The organism is Marinoscillum furvescens DSM 4134 (assembly GCF_003386095.1).
In the GTDB taxonomy this organism is placed as follows: domain Bacteria; phylum Bacteroidota; class Bacteroidia; order Cytophagales; family Cyclobacteriaceae; genus Marinoscillum; species Marinoscillum furvescens.
The window spans coordinates 301,920-320,187 of sequence record NZ_QREG01000002.1; the positions used below are offsets into that span (position 1 = coordinate 301,920).

Below are 18,268 nucleotides of genomic sequence, written 5' to 3' on the forward strand. Positions count from 1 at the left end.
ACATATTTTTCCTATGTGAAAATTTCGGAAGCACATACGAGAATTCAGAGTAGCCACACCCCATCAAATTACGAGGGATTCACTCCAAAAAACTTCAATATTTTAGTGGTAGAAGACAATATTGGTGATGTCATTCTGATCAAAGAGCACCTGCTCCATGTTTCTGCCTTCTCATCAAACGTACACCACGCTCATAGTGTCGTTACTGCTCTAGATTATCTTAACAATCCAAACCATGCCATAGATGTAGTGTTGCTAGATCTTTCATTACCAGATGGCAGGGGTGAGCATCTTATCACCAAATTTGTGCAGGCTGCTCCCAATATTCCTTTGATCGTACTCACAGGATATGGGGATCAGGAGTTTGGAATCCACACCCTATCTATGGGAGCTGAAGATTACCTAATGAAAGATGAGCTTTCTCCATCCATTTTGGAAAAAACCATCTCCTATTCCGTAGAGCGTTCAAAGATTAAATACCAGCTAAAGGCTTCTGAAATTAAATATCAGGGGCTTTTCAACATGAGTCCTCTACCCATGTGGACCTACAACTTAAAAACACTAAAAATCCTGGATGTAAACAATGCAGCCATCGCACACTATGGATACTCCAGAGAGGAATTTTTAAGCATGACCATAGAAGACTTGCGGCCAAGAAGTGAATTGGGCAAGTTGTATAAAGCAATTGACCAGGCAAAAAACGGAGCTTCTCAAAGTCAGGCTTTTAAACATAAAAAAAAGAACGGAGAGCTGATAGACGTACTGATCAAGGGATCAAGCTTTGATCAGGGAGGTGCTGATACTCGCATCGTGCTATCCATAGACGTAACCGACCAGATCAAACGAGAAATGGCACTTGAGCAAAGTGAAAAGCGCTTTAAATCTCTCGTTCAGGAAGGCTCAGACATGATCACAGTGCTCAATCAACAGGGAGAGTATTTATATGTGAGCCCTACTTCTAAAACAATACTCGGGTTAGACCCTGAGTATATGGTGGGTAACTCGGCTTATCATTTCATTCATAGAGAGGACCAACAAAAAGCAAAGGAGGCCTTCACAAAACTAAAACATCAATCCAGAGTAACTTTCCCTCCCTATCGCTTCAAAAATGGTAAAGGAGAATGGAGGTGGATTAAAACCACCATGACCAACCTGCTGAACGATCCTACTGTGGAAGGACTGGTAGCCAATTCTCAGGACATCACGGAAGAAGTAGCTCATAAAGAACAACTGCGCATTAGCAACGAACGATTCGAGTTGGCTAGCAAGGCTTCTAATGAAGCCATATGGGAATGGAACCTGGAAACCGATGAAATAAGCCGTGGAGATGGTTACCAGAAGGCTTATGGCTATGTAGACGACATCAAAATCACCAGCACTCAGCTTAGAGAACGCATACACTTGAATGACCGACTAAGGGTGCTAAAATCCTTACAGTCACACATTGAAAGTAATAGTGAGAGCCTTTGGGCCGAAGAGTATCGCTACTTCAAAAAAGACGGGAGTATTGCCTTTGTAGAAGATCGGGCATTTGTCATAAGAAATGGTCAAAACAAAGCGATTAAGATGATTGGCTCAATGAAAGATGTGACGCACAATAGACGCATACAGGAGCGCATACTAGAAAATGCCATCGCTGCAGAAGAACACGAACGAGACCGTATAGCCAAAGAGCTGCATGATGGCATAGTGCAGCAAATGACCGCACTGGGAATGTTTATCAACAACTTACCCAAACTAGCTGAAAACAATCAGGAGCTGGTAAATCAAAGCAACAAACTGTATGATCTGGCGACAAAAATAACCAACGAAACAAGGAGCCTCTCCCACAACCTCAGCAGCGCAGATACCCGGCAGCTCAGCCTTGCCGAACTCATCACAAGGTTGATCAACCAGCTCAACTCTATGGGCAACATCGAATTTTCGGCTGACATACGCTTTGAATTCAGCACCGCGTTTGACCTCAAATTGAAAACCAACGTCTACCGCAGCATACAGGAGCTGTGCACCAATGTGCTCAAGCACTCCCAGGCCTCTGCTTGCCTGCTGTCGGCCATCATTACCGACAACACACTCATGGTCATAATCATGGATGATGGCAAAGGAATAGATGAGCAATCAATACCCCAGGGCATAGGCATTAAAAACATCAAAAACAGAGTATACAATTTGGGTGGTTACTTTTCGATGGAAAACCAAAAATCCGGAGGGCTTAAAACGACAATTGAAATCTTCCTCAGCTAAAAGATCTTGAAGGAGAAATGCTTCTTGTAGGTAATTCACCTAAAGGCGAGTAGTAATAATACGTGTTTTGCAAAATGCGTAATTCTACTAATACTTGGCAGCGCGCTAGCTAATACTTTTGACGTATCATTTTTTTTTGTAGAATCCCAACCAGCAAAAATGGATAACGTATCAAAAACCAAACGAACACGGCTTACACCGTGTACCTGTCAGTCTGTAACCCTCAGCTCAACGCAAACCAAATCCAAGTCTGTAAGCGCAGGCCTGTTCATCCAACAAGCTAAAATTCGGGAGCGAGACCGAATCGCCCAGGAATTACACGATGGCATTGTACAGCAACTGGTAGCAGCGGAAATATTCGTCCAAAACCTCGACAGATCGAATAATGAAAACCTGCGCCATGAACTACTCGAACTCCGAGGAATGTTGCGCCATATTGGCAACGAGGTGCGCGACATCTCTCACAACCTATCCTCCTCCAACATAACCGAAAATCATCTGGGCCATCTAATCGGCAAACTCATTTCTCAAGTGAACGAAACGTCCAACATTCGGTTTCTGGCGGACGTGTCCATAAGAGGTGAATTTCCCGTAAGTGAGCAGATAAAAACACACCTGTACAGGACCATTCAGGAGCTTGTTACTAATGTAATAAGACATTCTAAAGCTAGTCAGGCGGTGGTAGCTATCCGCCAAAGCAATCAAAAACTGCAAGTAATCGTTTCTGATAACGGACAAGGTTTATCTGAAAAGTCGAGACAGTCTCCAGGTATAGGATTAGACAATATTAAAAGAAGAATTGACCTGATAAAAGGCAATATAAGCTTTGACAACAAACCAACTGGAGGTCTACAGGTAAGCATAGAGGTGCCCCTCTATGAAACTAACCCCGCTTTAACTCCAACACAGTGATCTCTGGCAGTATACCGACTCGCCCTGGATATCCCAGATAGCCAAATCCTCGATTTACATAGAGGTACTGGTTGCCTTGCTGATAGAGATCAGCCCATTGCTTATAGAGGTACTGTGATGGGCTCCACCTAAAATCACCTATCTCCACACCAAACTGCATACCGTGCGTATGTCCAGAAAGCATAAGGTCTACATCAGGATATTCAGGACGAATCTGCGCATCCCAATGACTGGGATCATGCGACAGCAACAACTTGAACGGAAGATCTTGCACTCCCGCAACCGTCTGCTCCATGTTACCGTACTTTGAAAAACGACCTGCGCCCCAGTTTTCGACACCCAAAAGTGCGATCTGCTCTCCAGATTCCGTTATCACTCTGTTTTCATTCAACAAAAGATCCCACCCCATATAGGCATGCATCTCCTTGAGTTTCTGCACATCGGCCTGTTTTGCCTGCACACTGCTCCAACCGGTATAGTCTCCATAGTCATGGTTTCCCATGGTGGAATACACGCCCATAGGTGCGTTTATTTTCTTGAAAATATCCAGGTATGGTAGTGCTTCTTCACTCCTATTGTTGACCAGGTCTCCGGTGAAAAACACCATATCAGCCTTCTGATCATTGATCATATCCACCCCGCCTGCTACAGCAGTTTTGTTAAAAAAACTCCCGGTGTGGATGTCCGAAATCTGCACCACACGCAAGCCATCAAATGCTTTGGGGAGATTTTTGAAATAGACTGTACGTCTCCTTACCCGATAGTCGTGAGCACCAGAGATCACCCCAAAACTAAAAACCGCTATTGGGAGGGTGCCAGCCACTACGGCCGATTGTGTTAAGAATCTGGACCTGGACGTATCTATGGGTTCGCTTTTTGGATGCCATTGATCTAACAAGTACCCCACAAACCTTCTGGCATCATCTACCACCAGAAAGAGTGATGCAAATATTTTACCTAACAGGGTAATAAAAAACGCTGTAGTAATGAACGACTTAAGGTGCTGGTACGCATCCAGCCGGCTGTACATCAGGAGGCCAGCGAGCAACAATAGTGACACACCAAAATAGCATGCAGTAAATATTCTACGTGCTGAAATATCTTGTGCTGACCACAGCCCCCGAATGGCATAGAAAATATACCAGTCGAGCAACAGGTAGACACCAATAAGTAAAACAAGGAAGTAAATTCGACTCATGGAAACAAAAACGGCCCGAAAGAGGTAATGTTCCGGGCCGTAGATGGGATTGTTTAACTAATGCCTAATTTTCTATTAATCTTAGCAAAGAAGAGATACATCACTGGTACAATCACCAGTGTAAGGAAGGTGGCAAACGTAAGTCCGAAGATGATGGTCCAGGACATTGGCCCCCAGAAGATCACGTTATCTCCTCCCATGTAGAAATCAGCATCATACATGGTAAAGAGCTTAATGAAGTCGATGTTTATACCTACAGCCAAAGGCAGTAAACCCAAAATAGTAGTAATGGCCGTAAGCAATACAGGACGCAAACGTGTCTTACCAGCATCTACAATGGATTGAACCACTTCTTCGAAAGGCAGCTTATCCACTCCAGATTCTCTTTGTTTTCGTTCTCTACTCAACTCAATAAAATCAATCAGTACGATAGCATTATTCACCACAATACCTGCCAGTGAGATGATACCGATCATCGTCATGATCACCACAAAATCCATATTAAATATCACCAGACCGAGAAATACACCGATAGTACTCAACAGTACGGATGTCATGATAATGAACGGCGTAGTGATCTTATTGAACTGAGATACGATGATTAGGAAGATCAAGAATACGGCTAGCAACAACGCCTGACTTAGAAACGCCATCTCCTCAGCCTGCTGCTCTTGCTCACCACCAAACTTATAAGTGTAGCCTGGCGGCATTTCATAGTCTGCCAGCAGTTCCTTGATCTGGTTGTTGATCTCAGTAGGGTTGTAACCTCCCAGTACATTAGACGAAATGGTGATGATCCTATCAAGGTCTTTACGTTTCACAGATCCATACGTGCTACTTAGCTCTGCATTTGCTACTGAAGAGATAGGCACCTGATGAATTTTACCAGTAGTTTGATCTCTAAATGTAATACTCTTGTTCATCAGAGCATCCAGATCATAGCGATATTTGTCTTGCAGGCGCACCTCGATATCGTAATCATCCTCGCCCATTTTAAACTTAGAGATTTCACTTCCGAAAAGCGAGGTACGTACCTCCTGTGCCACTAGCGATGTAGAAAGCCCAAAACGACGTGCCTTTTCTCTGTCTATGTCCACGATGAGTTCAGGCTTACCCGTTTCCAGATCCGTTTTCAACTTTTCGATTCCTTCTATCCCTGACTCATTGATGACTTTTTTCATGTCATCAGTAAGCTCGATCAACTTGGCGATATCCGGCCCCACTACTTCAATGTTCACCGGTTTACCAGCAGGAGGTCCATTGGCATCTTTGTCTACAGTAATGGCCACACCTGGATACTCAGGTATTCCCGAGCGAATTTCCTCCATTATATCACTGGTCATTACAAAATCACCAGTTTCCGGATCGCGGCGGTCTTTAAACTCCTCAAAATTGACGGTGATCCGTGCCTTGTTGGGAGTAGATGACTGACCAAATGCGCTTGGGTCATTGGGGTCTGCAGTATCTTCTCCAACTTTGGCTATCACAGACTCTACCAAAAACTCATAGGGTTCTATAATCTCCTGTACTCGCTTTTCAATCTTCTTCGAAAATTGGTTAGTCGTTTCGATATCTGTACCAATTGGAAGTTCAATGAACACGTTGACATATTTCGGCTCGTTGATGGGGAAAAACACCACCTTCGGAGGAAAAGCACTCATGAGCATAAACGAAAAGATGAGCAGCCCTACGGTTCCGAAGAAAAACACATAAGGTTTCCAACCTGCCAGCGCAAACGTCAGGACTCTGGAATACAGGTTTTCCAGGCGTGGTAAAAATCCCGCCTGAAAACGTTTGGCCATTGGTGCCAATGCATAAACATCAATGACGATAATCACCCCTAGTACGATCAGCAAATTACCCAGTGCAGTACCCCCGAGTAGCAGGATCAATACTCCCAATCCTACCACTATGGCTACATTGCGCCACATTTTGGTCTTGTTTACTTGATGATTCGGTCCTTCCACCTTCATGAAGGTAGAAATCAACACCGGGTTGATGACCAATGCCACAAAAAGTGAAGATGCTAAAGTAATCATCACCCCCATGGGCAAGTAACTCATGAATTGGCCCATGAGCCCCGGCCATAGAGCCAAAGGCAAAAACGCCGCCAGCGTAGTAGCTGTAGACGATATAATAGGCATAGCTACCTCTCCAACACCTTTTTTAGTAGCTGCAAGAGGCGAATACCCCTCCTCCATCAATCGATAGACGTTTTCCACCACCACAATACCATTATCCACCAGCATACCAAGTGCCAGAATAAGGGAAAAGAGGATCATCATGTTGACGGTCACTCCTAGTGCTCCCAGGATGTTGAATGCAATAAACATGGATAATGGTATGGCTATACCCACGAACAAAGCGTTTCGCGTGCCCAGGAAAAACAACAATACCAAAACCACCAAAATCACTCCGGAAATGATGTTATTCTCCAGGGAGCTCACCATTTCTTTCACAAAAGTAGATTGGTCATTGGTACGCGAGATCACCAGATCATCAGGCAACTGACTTTCCAGGTCTTTCATCACCACGTCGATCTTTTCCGTAGCTCGGAGCATGTTTTCACCACTACGCTTGATGATATCTACAGACACCACTGGTTTCTGAGCCAGGCGGGCATAGGACTCCTTCTCTACATAGCCAAATTCTATTTCTGCTACATCTTTGAGGTAGACAATATTGCCCTTCTCGTGCTTGATTACGATATCCAGCATTTGCTGTGGATCTGTAAACTCTCCTACAATCCGTATAGAGCGGCGCACACCATCTGCCAGAATATTACCTCCAGACATGGTGATGTTTTCATCTCGCACAGCCATTGACAGGTCATTAAAGGTGACATTGCGCGCTTCCATTTCATACGGGTTCACCAGGATCTTCACCTCCTTCTCTTCCACCCCACGGATTTCCACCTTTGAGATCTCCGAGATCTTTTCCACCTCATCTTCTATCAGCTCGGCAAATTCCTCAAGCTCATTGATGGTGTAGTTTCCCGACAGGTTGATGTTCATGATCGGAAACTCGGAAAAATTCATTTCAAAGACATTCGGATCCTGCGGTAAATCAGAAGGCAACTCGGGCTTAGCCCGATCCACAGCATCTTTAGCTTTTTGCAGCGCATCTTCTATAGCCATGTCGGCTTGAAACTCCACAATGATGGTAGAATAATCCTGCACTGAAGTAGACTTGATTTCTTCCACTTCAGAGATCGTGTTGAGTTCCTTTTCTATCTCACGTGTTACCAGGTTTTCAATATCCACAGGAGAGTTTCCGGGATAGGGAGTACCGACGTATACGATCGGCTGTTCTATTTCCGGGTAGCTATCCTTAGGTAGCGCCTGGTAGGTAATCACTCCCATCACTACTATGAGTAGGGCCAGAAAATAAACCGTATTTCGGTTATTCAGAGCAAAGGTGGTTAGCCAAAACTGCTTATCCACTTTTTGCGCATCTTCCTTAGACTCGTTCGTTTGCTTTATATCTTCAGACATGTTGTGTGCAGTTTAAGTGATCAGGATGCTTTAGCAAATGACAGCTCCACGCCCTCACTTACATCTCTATAGCCGTTGGTGATAACCTTCTCATTCCCACTAAGCCCTGACAAAATCTCTGTTTTATTTTCAAAAGACTTCCCTGGTTTCACATACACTTTTTTAGCTACCTGCTTACCTTCTTTTTTGGATGCCACAAAGACAAACTTCCCTTCTGTGTCTGATTGGATAATCTTGGTAGGCAAAGTAATAGCTTCTTCATTTTTATAATCCGTCAGGCGGAGCACTGCCACCTGATTGGGGCGAAAGTCGTTAACACCTGTCGGCAGTGAAACCTCAATTTTAAAGGTTCGATTTTGCTCATTGACCACCTGCCCCAGAGCTGTCACCTTAGACTCCAGCGTCTTGTCCTGAACTGGAAGAAATACTGAAACAGGATCTCCCACAGCAAACTTGCCAAGGTATATCTCTGGCACATCGGCCGAAATGTACATCTCTCGTGGATTTACCACGCGTACCAATGGCAAGCCAGGCTGTGCCATCTCTCCCACTTTTACCGGTATATCATCCACTACCCCACTAAAAGGCGCCCGTACATAAGCCTGATCGAGCTGTGACTTCAGGGTAGAGAGCCTGCGCTCCAATGATTCCTTGTTGTTTTTAGCCTGCAAATACTGAATTTCAGTACCGATGTTTTGCTTCCATAGATTAGCCTGCCGCTCATATACAGCCGTAGCCAATTCTAGTTGAGTTTTCACTTCGGCTACATTGTTTTCCAAAATATCAGCGTTTAGTTTGATCAAAAGCTGTCCAGCTTTCACATGCTGACCTTCCTTCACGGAAATCGATTGGATTCGGCCCATCGTTTCAGCACTGATCATCACATTCTTCTTAGAAGCTACCGAGCCACGAATTTCTATTTCATGGCTGAATTCAGACCTGGTGACTGGCGCCGTGGCTACCAGTATTTTGGTGTTTTTATCAGCCAGTGCAGTAGGATCTTCTGCAGCAATTTCTTTCTCTAATGCAGCGATATTAGCTTTCAATTCTACTAACTGCTTTTTGTATTCGGCCAGTTGGTTTTTCTTATCCTCCATTCCAGATGTGCTGCTGCATCCATATATTCCAGCAGCTACTGCTACGATTAAGGTGGTGTTTATGATCTTTTTCATGATCTATTGTTCGTTATGTAGTATTCCTAAAGCTTTTTTCAATTCTAATTGTGCGATGATGGCATCATAGAGTGCACGGTAGTAGTTGGTCTGCGCTTCTTTCAGCGACGTATCCGCCTCTATGACTTCCAGGTTGGAGCCCACTCCTTCCTGAAATTTAATTTGAGTGATTTCAAATATCTCTTCGGCCAGTTCAGCATTCTCACGCTGTACTTCCAACTGACTCAAGGCGTTGTCCAGATTGTCCTTAGAGCGTTTCACGTCCAGCATAATGGATCGCTCCAGTGCCTCAAATCCATTCTCTATCTTAGATAAGCTCAACTTTTCCTGCTGGATTTGATAGGTACGTTGAAGCCCGGTAAACAAGTTCCATTGTAGACTTAACCCCACAGTACTGTAGCTGTACCACTGATCGGGCCCCAAACCGCCCTGATCCTCAATATCAGTATTGGTGCTAAATAAACCTCCGAAGTTTGGAGATTGAGTGGAGTAACCAAGGTTTGCAAAACCAGAAATCGTAGGAAGTGATTCCGCGTACTTATTCTTAATGTTTAGCTTTTGCAGCTCATAGTTGGACTGTAGCACCTGATAATCAGGCCTACGGCTATAATCCCACTCTTCGGGTACCGCTACAGCCTGAAGTGCAGCGTCTTCTAATGTCCCCTCTACCTCTAGCTCCTGATCAGGAGGAAAATTCATCTGAAACTTGAGTAACCTCAGGGAGATATCGTTCATACTCTCCATGTTTTGCTTACTCACTTTCAGGTTGTTGAGGGTCACTTTTAGCCTGTCAGCATCTATTTTTTCCGCAAAACCATTCTCATACATAGCTCGGGTATTTCTATAGAGCGTATCCAGTCGGAGCAAATTGGCATCTACCAACTCCAGCTGCTCACGAGCGATCAGCAGGTTGTAGTACGCCTTGGAAACGTTCATAATCACCTGCTCATCCGTCTGAACACCTTGCTTCACCGATAAATCTTTGTAGGCTTTAGATGCCTGTAGCCCAACGATGTAGGAGCCATTAAAAATCAGCTGATTGATGCTAAGCCGGGCATCTCCAGCGCCTTTTAGCTGAAAGATGTTTTCCAAAGCCACCACATCTTCATTTTCTAAGCCCAGCTGGTCTGCTTGTTCATCGCTGATGAAAAAGGACTGCCCCTCCAGATATTGAGTAAAAAAGCGTGGTTGAGTAGGGCTCTGTTGTAAGCCTACTGTACCTGTAACCTGCGGTAGTCCTATCCCCACAGTTTCTTTTACGCGAGCTTCAGCTATTTGCTCATCCAGCAACGCATTTTTGGCGTCCACATTGTTGGCGAGCGCATAGGCTATGCACTCCTCCAGTGTGTAGGGCCCTGTACCCTCCTGAGCCACCGACCAGGTACTCAGTAGTAATAAAAGCAACGTTAATTTTCCCTTCATGTAGTTAAGCATTTAAGAATGTGTCGGTATTCCGATTATTATTGGTCTATTGGTTTAAATGATGATTCTGATTGTTGGTAAGCTGTATACTTTTTGCGTCCGCTCTCCGTGAGGATGCCATGCACAAAATGATCGAACAATTGCATCTGAACCTCTAGAAAGTCAAATTCAGAACGCGGGAAAATCTGGTCATTAAAAGCCAGCTCTACCAACTCCATACGCAGCACCGCCAGAATGTTCGGATTGAGTTTGCTACGATAATAGCCTTCCGCTATTCCTCGCTCTAGATTTGATTTGATTTGTCCTACTATAAAATCCTTTTTGAATTCCTGAAAAACACTCCACCCTTCAGCATGATACTTCTGTAGGTCAAAAAGCAATGAAGGATTGATCTTAAAGACGTGCTTTCTCAGGCATTTGGCCAAAAGAAAAAGCTCCTCTATGCTATTCGCCGATTTCTGCACGATCTCTTCAATCTCACTTCGCTCCTCGTTCAGGTGCTTGCGTACTGCCTCTGAAACCAGTTCATTCTTATTGCTAAAATGCTGATACAAGGTCTTTTTGCTCATCGACAACCCTCTGGCTACATCATCCATCGATACCGATCGAATGCCGTATTTAACGAATTGCGTCAGAGCCCCCTCTAAAACTTTCTCTTTCGACACTTTTGATTTACACTTATAAGATTAGCTGATAAAGATAAACGATGGAAACTTTAAATATCCAAATAGTTTCCATGGTTTCTACGATCTACTCGGTGGATGGTTTCGAATACACGATGAATTTTTCAAAAAATTTTATTCTCCATCACTTCACAGTATTTTAGACCTGTATATGGCCAGACATTGTCTACATTATCAAAAATCAGGATCAGGCTCCCGAACCATCTTATTCTTTCATGGGTTCGGTCAAAAACACACGCTTTTTGAAGAGTGGACGTGCCAGCTAAAGGATACCCATACTTGCTACAACTTTGACCTGTACTACCATGGCAGAAGTACACGTGCCAACAAACCACTATCGAAAAAAGAGTGGAAAGCCAGGCTCGAGGTATTCTTCGAGTCTGAGGGCATTGATCAGTTTGAAATCGTAGCCTTCAGTCTGGGCGGACGCTTTGCACTGGCCACTACTATGCTCTTTCCTGAGCGCGTTCAAAACCTCATTCTCATTGCTCCAGATGGCATCTGGAAAACGATTTGGTTTCGGCTAGCTACCCATCCCCTTATCAACCCGCTCTTTCGCCACATCATGCTGCACCCCCGCAGATTTCATCAGCTGGTAGAAGTTGCAGAAGATTTTTCACTAGCCAGCCACTCGCTCATTCGGTTTGCTCAGCGTGAATTACAGGTCAAATCCAACCGGATGCGCGTGTTTCAGTCATGGACTTACTTCAGACCTTTGCAATATCATCCTGACGCATTAGTAAAGGAATTTTCTCAACACGAAATACCGGTGCATTTGGTACTGGGCAGCAAAGACTTCATCATACCTGAAGCAAAAGTGGTACCTTTGCTGGACAATCTTACCACGCTGCATACACACAAACTACCCGCCAAACATCATGAGCTCGTTTCTCGCGCCAAACAGCTCATCCCTTCTTTGCTCAATTGAGATAATCTTTGATTTATTCTTCTATTTTTGCGGTGACAAATTCAAGGTCCTCACGCATGATTTATATCTTTCAAAAATCTTCAGATTCATTTTTTGTTGTTGGTAGTCATCAGGCCATTAGTGCCGAAGATCAGAAAAAACTCACCTGGCTATTTTCTGGAGCTACACCCGTAGCTGAGGAGACACTTTCAGGAGACTTTATTGGTCCGCGCAAAGAGATGATCACTCCATGGAGTACCAACGCGGTAGAAATCGCTCAAAACGCTGGTGTTTCTGGACTGTTTAGAATCGAAAACTTTCGCTCAGACAATGGGCAGCTTTTCGATCCCATGTTGCAGCAGCGCTATGATGAAATCAATCAGGATGTATTCACCTTAAATATAGAGCCTGCCCCTATCCAATATATCAGTGACCTGGAGGCGTACAATAAAAGTGAAGGCCTCGCTTTGAGCGATGAAGAAATCACTTTTCTAAAAGAAGTATCTGATGAAATAGGGCGTGACCTTACAGACTCAGAAGTGTTTGGGTTTTCCCAGATCAACTCTGAGCACTGTAGACACAAAATTTTCAATGGCACATTCATCATAGACGGTGATGAGCAGCCGATGACTTTGTTTCAGTGGATCAAAAAAACAAGCAAAGACAATCCGAACCAGATCGTTTCAGCTTACAAAGACAATGTAGCCTTTATCAAAGGGCCTGTGGTGGAGCAGTTTGCTCCTAAAACTCAGGATAAGCCGGATTACTTTCAGGTAAGCGATTATGAGTCCGTCATCTCTCTCAAAGCCGAAACACATAACTTCCCCACCACAGTAGAGCCTTTCAATGGAGCAGCCACCGGGTCGGGAGGAGAAATCCGAGACCGTATGGCTGGTGGCACCGGCAGCTTTCCACTCGCTGGGTCAGCAGTGTATATGACCTCCTATTCGCGCCTCGAAAAGGGAAAGAAATGGGAAGAGAACTTAGCACCTCGCAAATGGCTCTACCAATCACCTAAAGACATTCTCATCAAAGCCTCAAACGGTGCCAGTGACTATGGCAACAAATTTGGCCAGCCACTTATTTGCGGAAGCTTACTCACCTTTGAGCATGAGGAAGAGGAAAAAACCATCGCTTTCGACAAAGTAATTATGCTTGCTGGAGGCATTGGCTTTGCCAAGCTCAAAGATGGCATCAAGCAAAAGGTAGAAAAAGACCAAACTGTAGTCATCCTGGGTGGTGACAATTACCGAATAGGCATGGGTGGAAGTGCCGTATCATCAGTAGACACTGGAGCGTTTGATACCTCTCTGGAGCTCAACGCCGTGCAGCGTTCCAATCCAGAAATGCAAAAGCGAGTAGCTAACGCCGTACGTGCCATGGCAGAGCTAGTTCATAATCCCATCGTATCCATCCACGACCATGGTGCCGGAGGCCACCTCAACTGCCTGTCGGAGCTCGTAGAAGAAACAGGAGGAAATTTCAAACTAGAAAACTTTCCGGTAGGCGATCCTACACTATCAGAAAAGGAACTGATGGTAAACGAATCTCAGGAGCGCATGGGGCTAGTCATCCGCCCGGAAGATGCTGAATACCTCAAAAAAGTATCTGAACGTGAACGCGCCCCTTACTACGAAGTAGGTACCACCTCTGATGACATGGAGCTCAAATTCCAACGCACAGGTTCAGAAAAAGCTCCTTTTGACCTGAAGCTTGGCCACTTATTTGGTGCTTCACCCAAAACCATACTCACTGATACCACACAAAAGCCTGCTTACACTGACAAACCATATGACGCAGACAAACTAGAGGAGTATCTGGAAGAAGTACTACAGCTGGAAGGTGTAGCCAGCAAAGATTGGCTCACCAACAAAGTAGACCGCTCCGTAACAGGAAAAGTAGCCGTACAACAAACAGTAGGAGAAATCCAGGTACCGCTCAACAACGTGGCAGTGATGGCACTGGACTACCTCAGCAACAAAGGCATGGCTACCTCCATAGGTCATGCACCGGTACCTGCCCTGATTCATCCGGGTGCAGGCTCACGTTTGTCTGTCACAGAAGCGCTCACCAACATGGTATGGGCACCACTTACCCATGGCCTGCCTGGTGTATCACTAAGTGCTAACTGGATGTGGCCTGCCAAAAATGACGGAGAAAATGCACGCCTGTATCAGGCAGTAAAAGAACTCAGCGAGTTTGCTTCAGCTCTGGGCATCAATATACCAACTGGAAAAGACTCCCTGTCCATGGCTCAGAAATACCCTGACGGCAAAAAAGTACTGGCACCAGGTACCGTGATCATTAGCTCAGTGGGAGAGGTAAGTGACATCACACAGGTGGTCACACCTAACCTGAAGCCGGCGAAAAATAGCGACCTCATCTACGTGAGCTTTAGCAACACAGACTTTGCTCTGGGTGGAAGTAGCTTTGCTCAGACGCGAAGTATGATTGGCACCACCGTACCAGATGCGGATCCACATGCAGTGAGAAGCACCTTTGAGGCTATCCAGTCACTCGTAGCAGACAATCTCCTTTTAGCCGGACACGACATCTCATCAGGCGGATTGATTACAGCCTTGCTGGAGATGAACTTTCCAAATACAAAAGGTGGGCTACAGGTAGACCTGAGCGTCTTTGAAGAAACGGATATCATCAAAATACTTTTCTCAGAAAACCCTGGAGTGCTCATCCAAACGGATGATACAGACAAAGTATTGGAAAGACTACAATCACACGGGGCAACAGCCCATGTCATCGGTCAAACCAGTGAAAACCGCAGCCTGAAAATCACCAAAGCCGAATGGCAGCTGGACCTTAGCATAGATGATCTGCGAGATGTTTGGTACAAAACCTCTCACCTGCTAGACCGTGAACAAACAGCTCCTGAGCAAGCAGACCTTCGCTTTGCCAACTTTAAAAATCAGCCTCTTAGCTATCAGTTGCCCAAAGACTATGAAGGCACATTTGCCAGCTATGGCATAGATCCGAAACGCAGAACGGAAACGGGCATCAAAGCGGCAATAATCAGAGAGAAAGGAGTAAACGGCGACCGTGAAATGGCCTATGCACTTTACCTGGCAGGCTTTGATGTGAAAGATGTACACATGACTGACCTCATAGCCGGACGTGAAGATCTTTCAGATGTCAATATGATCGTCTATGTGGGAGGCTTCTCCAACTCAGACGTATTGGGCAGTGCCAAAGGATGGGCCGGCTCATTTATCTACAACGAAAAAGCAAAAGCAGCGTTGGACGCGTTTTATGCACGAGAAGACACCTTGAGCCTTGGCGTATGTAACGGCTGCCAACTCATGATGGAGCTTGGGCTGATCTATCCTGAAATGGGCGAGCAGCACCCACGCATGCACCACAACATCACCGGTAAATTTGAGTCTGCTTTTGTAGATGTTACCATACAGAAAAACGATACTGTGCTCTTTGGGTCGCTCAGCGATTCCCGTATGGGCATCTGGCTGGCACATGGCGAAGGACGCTTTGTGTTGCCAGGCAAGCCTGAGGACTACAACATCCCGGTCAATTATGCCTACGACTCCCTTCCCGGCAACCCTAACGGAAGTGATTTTGCTACCGCAGCTGTAGCTTCCAGAGATGGACGCCATGTAGCGATCATGCCACACCTGGAGCGGACCATCTTCCCGTGGAACTGGGCGCATCAAGATGGAGTGAAAGGCAAAGAAATATCGCCGTGGATCGAGCCATTTGTGAATGCGAAAAAATGGATCACTGAACGCAACTAGACATACAAACAAAAGGCGCCGTTGAGGCGCCTTTTGTTTTAATCTTTCATCTTTTGTAACGAAACAGCATTCACGCAATAGCGCAGCCCGCTAGGATCCGGCCCATCAGGAAAAACATGTCCAAGATGAGCCTCACACACATTGCAGGTGACCTCTATTCGGCTCATGCCAAAGGTGTTATCTTCATGATAGGCCACGTGCTCCACCTCCATTGGCTGTGTGAAAGACGGCCAGCCTGTGCCACTTTGAAATTTCTCACTGGAATCAAACAGTGGAGTCCCACAGCATTTGCACGCATATTTTCCGGGATCAAACGCATTGCACATATCCGAACTATGAGCGCGTTCTGTACCACGCTTACGGGTCACATAGTATTCCTCCTCTGTGAGCTGAGCCTTCCATTCCGCTTCGCTCTTCTCTACTTTATTTGGTGGCGTGGGATTGCCCGAGCGAGCATACGCCATCACATCTCTCCATCTTAGCATATTTCTGGGGTATAAATGATTAAAAGTGCCTTTCAGACAAACTAAACTGAAAAACACCTAACCGGCATCAAAATGTTTCTCCTGTAGTCCCAATTTTTTAATTCGCGAATAGATGGCTCCACGGGTGCGCCCAAATTCAGCAGCAATTTCCTTTACAGGCGTACGGCTCACAAAGAGCGTTTCAAGGAGTTCATCTTGTTCGTCTGTCCACTTGCTGTATGCACTACCATGAGTTTGACGGATTTTCTCATATGGCTTCGCTTCATATGGTTTTATGTTGGCTGACTCCTCTCTTTTGACAGGTGTTTGGTCTGCCCCAACAGAAGGTGGCCACACCAGTAGCTCCTCAGGCCACTCTGACTCATGGCGTTCTTCTTTTTCTATTACCTCTATCGAAGATTTTTCTGGGTTTTTAAATGCCATAGGCACCATTTCCTCCGGAATGATCAGCTTGTTTTGAGTGCGTGTGGCCGCTACGTAGAGCACGTTGATATCTTCTATCACCCGTGCCGGATCCAGCTCCACATCGCCACGCCGCAGCAACTCTTTCAGCTTTTCTTCACCTAAAAAATCCCCCAGTAGCGTCACCTCATCATACTCCATTCCCTTGGCTTTATGCACTGTGGAGTAGATACGATCTGCTTTCATCTTATCTTCAGCAGTCACGTGAGCTGCTTTCAGTTCTTTGATCAGGGATGGCAGGTCTCTTCCGTATTTTTTGACTATTTCCAGTATCCCTTTGAGTGTAGGCTGCGCCCCATTATCCACAAACTCTTCCAGTTGTGAAAAATCCTGAAAAGCTTTCATTTGAGGATCGCGAATGCCTTTCCTGTTTCCCAAATACAGGTTTAGCACATCGAAAACCGAACCTCCCTCATCTGCATAAGTATAGCTATTGAAGTGTCCTTCAAAATAGACCGATTCGATGGTTTCATGCTCTATGAGCTGCTCTATGGCATCCACGATAATGGCCAGGTTGCTCCTACCGAGCGTGGCTCGCGAGCCATCCGCCTTTCCTCCTCCTGCTCCCGTAATGTCTGGCACATTGGCCGAAGCGTCCATATGGTGTTTGGTCGTCAATATAGCTTTGGCCAGGTCACCTATAGATCGATCAAACCGATAGCTCGTAGAAAGAACCTTTCGCTCAAAATCAGACTTTTGTAGCGCATTGACTGCATGCCTCCAGGAGTATATCTGCTGATGTTCATCACCAACAATGACACGAGTAGCCTCCTGATTGAGGAACACATCTAGCATAACAGGCGAGGCATCCTGCCCTTCATCAAAGAGGATGTAATCATATTGTGAAAGCTTCGGGCCACGCAGCTGAAAAAGCTTCAGATAAAAATCATGAGGCATCGGAATTTCACCTTTATTGATCATCCCCAGAAACTTCCGCGTATCTTCAATCAGTCGGTCATAGCGTGCCGTCACAAACTCCTGATCCTCCTTTTCGGTAAGGGCAGCCAGGTAATCCACTTCTGCCACGGTAGCCACATGACTATTGCAAAACATACTCATGAGTTGGATCACATGATGTCCGTAGCGCATGTCGGCCACAGCGTCTTTCATCCGAAACTTCAAAAGCTGCTTTGCGTCATGGGCCTGATAGCTGCCACTTTGAAAGTCCACTCCCTGAAACCCCATGTATTTTAATGCCAATGAATGAGCCGTCTCTACCCTTACATGATGAAGCCCAGCCTTCTTAAAACGAACCTGCGCTTCTTCCTTCACGGATTTATTGAAAGCCAGATACAGAATTTTGGAAGACCTACGGGCCTTGGCATACCCAATGAGCGTAGAAGTTTTGCCAGCCCCGGCTACAGCATTGACCACCAAATCTCCGGTGGCGTGTATGACATCAAGTTGTTGTGGAGAAAATTTCAAAAGAAAATTACGTTAGATTCAAATAAACACAACTCACTCATTTTCTGCAACAAGGAAGTAAGCTCAAAATGATTGATATATTTTTTCATGTATTTTTTACTTC

At 45.4% G+C, this 18,268-nt stretch carries 11 protein-coding genes; 4 read left to right on the forward strand and 7 right to left on the reverse strand.

Annotated elements, in window-relative coordinates:
- The first annotated feature begins 15 nt into the window (after positions 1–15).
- On the forward strand, positions 16–2,244 hold the full coding sequence (locus tag C7460_RS03655) for a PAS domain S-box protein (protein ID WP_115866716.1): 2,229 nt from the start codon (positions 16–18) through the stop codon (positions 2,242–2,244).
- A gap of 159 nt (positions 2,245–2,403) precedes the next feature.
- Entirely contained in the window at positions 2,404–3,156 is a 753-nt protein-coding gene (locus tag C7460_RS03660) for a sensor histidine kinase (RefSeq protein WP_115866717.1), read from the forward strand.
- On the opposite strand, the gene C7460_RS03665 is transcribed toward C7460_RS03660, so the two are convergent.
- The 5 genes from C7460_RS03665 to C7460_RS03685 are packed head-to-tail and all read right to left on the reverse strand — an operon-like array spanning position 3,128 to position 11,107.
- Positions 3,128–4,354: a metallophosphoesterase gene (locus tag C7460_RS03665; protein ID WP_115866718.1), complete on the reverse strand. Its 1,227-nt coding sequence runs from the start codon at positions 4,352–4,354 to the stop codon at positions 3,128–3,130. The two genes, C7460_RS03660 and C7460_RS03665, sit on opposite strands and share 29 nt — an antisense overlap.
- Before the next feature lie 53 nt (positions 4,355–4,407).
- A complete protein-coding gene (locus C7460_RS03670) occupies positions 4,408–7,848 on the reverse strand; it encodes an efflux RND transporter permease subunit (RefSeq protein ID WP_115866719.1) in 3,441 nt (1,146 codons plus the stop codon).
- A 20-nt stretch (positions 7,849–7,868) separates the two neighbouring features.
- Positions 7,869–9,020 (reverse strand): efflux RND transporter periplasmic adaptor subunit, encoded by a 1,152-nt coding sequence (locus C7460_RS03675; protein ID WP_115866720.1) that lies wholly within the window; start codon positions 9,018–9,020, stop codon positions 7,869–7,871.
- Positions 9,021–9,023: 3 nt separating this feature from the next.
- On the reverse strand, positions 9,024–10,442 hold the full coding sequence (locus C7460_RS03680; RefSeq protein ID WP_170147870.1) for a TolC family protein: 1,419 nt from the start codon (positions 10,440–10,442) through the stop codon (positions 9,024–9,026).
- A gap of 38 nt (positions 10,443–10,480) precedes the next feature.
- The gene (locus C7460_RS03685) at positions 10,481–11,107 is read right to left on the reverse strand and encodes a TetR/AcrR family transcriptional regulator (RefSeq protein WP_115866722.1); all 627 of its coding nucleotides are present in this window, start codon (positions 11,105–11,107) and stop codon (positions 10,481–10,483) included.
- 169 nt (positions 11,108–11,276) lie between these two features.
- Here C7460_RS03685 and C7460_RS03690 point away from each other — a divergent pair, with 169 nt between their 5' ends.
- Both C7460_RS03690 and purL read left to right on the forward strand, forming a co-directional pair.
- A complete protein-coding gene (locus tag C7460_RS03690; RefSeq protein ID WP_115866723.1) occupies positions 11,277–12,053 on the forward strand; it encodes an alpha/beta hydrolase in 777 nt (258 codons plus the stop codon).
- Positions 12,054–12,109: 56 nt separating this feature from the next.
- Complete coding sequence (gene purL / locus C7460_RS03695; RefSeq protein ID WP_115866724.1) at positions 12,110–15,793, forward strand: phosphoribosylformylglycinamidine synthase; 3,684 nt, start codon at positions 12,110–12,112, stop codon at positions 15,791–15,793.
- 38 nt (positions 15,794–15,831) lie between these two features.
- Here the strand turns inward: purL and msrB are convergent, their stop codons facing one another.
- Complete coding sequence (msrB, locus tag C7460_RS03700; protein WP_115866725.1) at positions 15,832–16,278, reverse strand: peptide-methionine (R)-S-oxide reductase MsrB; 447 nt, start codon at positions 16,276–16,278, stop codon at positions 15,832–15,834.
- A 57-nt stretch (positions 16,279–16,335) separates the two neighbouring features.
- Entirely contained in the window at positions 16,336–18,165 is a 1,830-nt protein-coding gene (locus C7460_RS03705) for a UvrD-helicase domain-containing protein (RefSeq protein ID WP_115866726.1), read from the reverse strand.
- Positions 18,166–18,268: the final 103 nt, after the last annotated feature.

Coding starts and splice junctions, on each gene's coding strand:
- msrB (WP_115866725.1), bottom strand. CDS start 16,278: ATGCTAAGATGGAGAGATGTGATGGCGTATGCTCGCTCGGGCAATCCC.
- C7460_RS03670 (WP_115866719.1), bottom strand. CDS start 7,848: ATGTCTGAAGATATAAAGCAAACGAACGAGTCTAAGGAAGATGCGCAA.
- C7460_RS03660 (WP_115866717.1), top strand. CDS start 2,404: ATGGATAACGTATCAAAAACCAAACGAACACGGCTTACACCGTGTACC.
- C7460_RS03680 (WP_170147870.1), bottom strand. CDS start 10,442: ATGAAGGGAAAATTAACGTTGCTTTTATTACTACTGAGTACCTGGTCG.
- C7460_RS03665 (WP_115866718.1), bottom strand. CDS start 4,354: ATGAGTCGAATTTACTTCCTTGTTTTACTTATTGGTGTCTACCTGTTG.
- C7460_RS03690 (WP_115866723.1), top strand. CDS start 11,277: ATGGCCAGACATTGTCTACATTATCAAAAATCAGGATCAGGCTCCCGA.
- C7460_RS03675 (WP_115866720.1), bottom strand. CDS start 9,020: ATGAAAAAGATCATAAACACCACCTTAATCGTAGCAGTAGCTGCTGGA.
- purL (WP_115866724.1), top strand. CDS start 12,110: ATGATTTATATCTTTCAAAAATCTTCAGATTCATTTTTTGTTGTTGGT.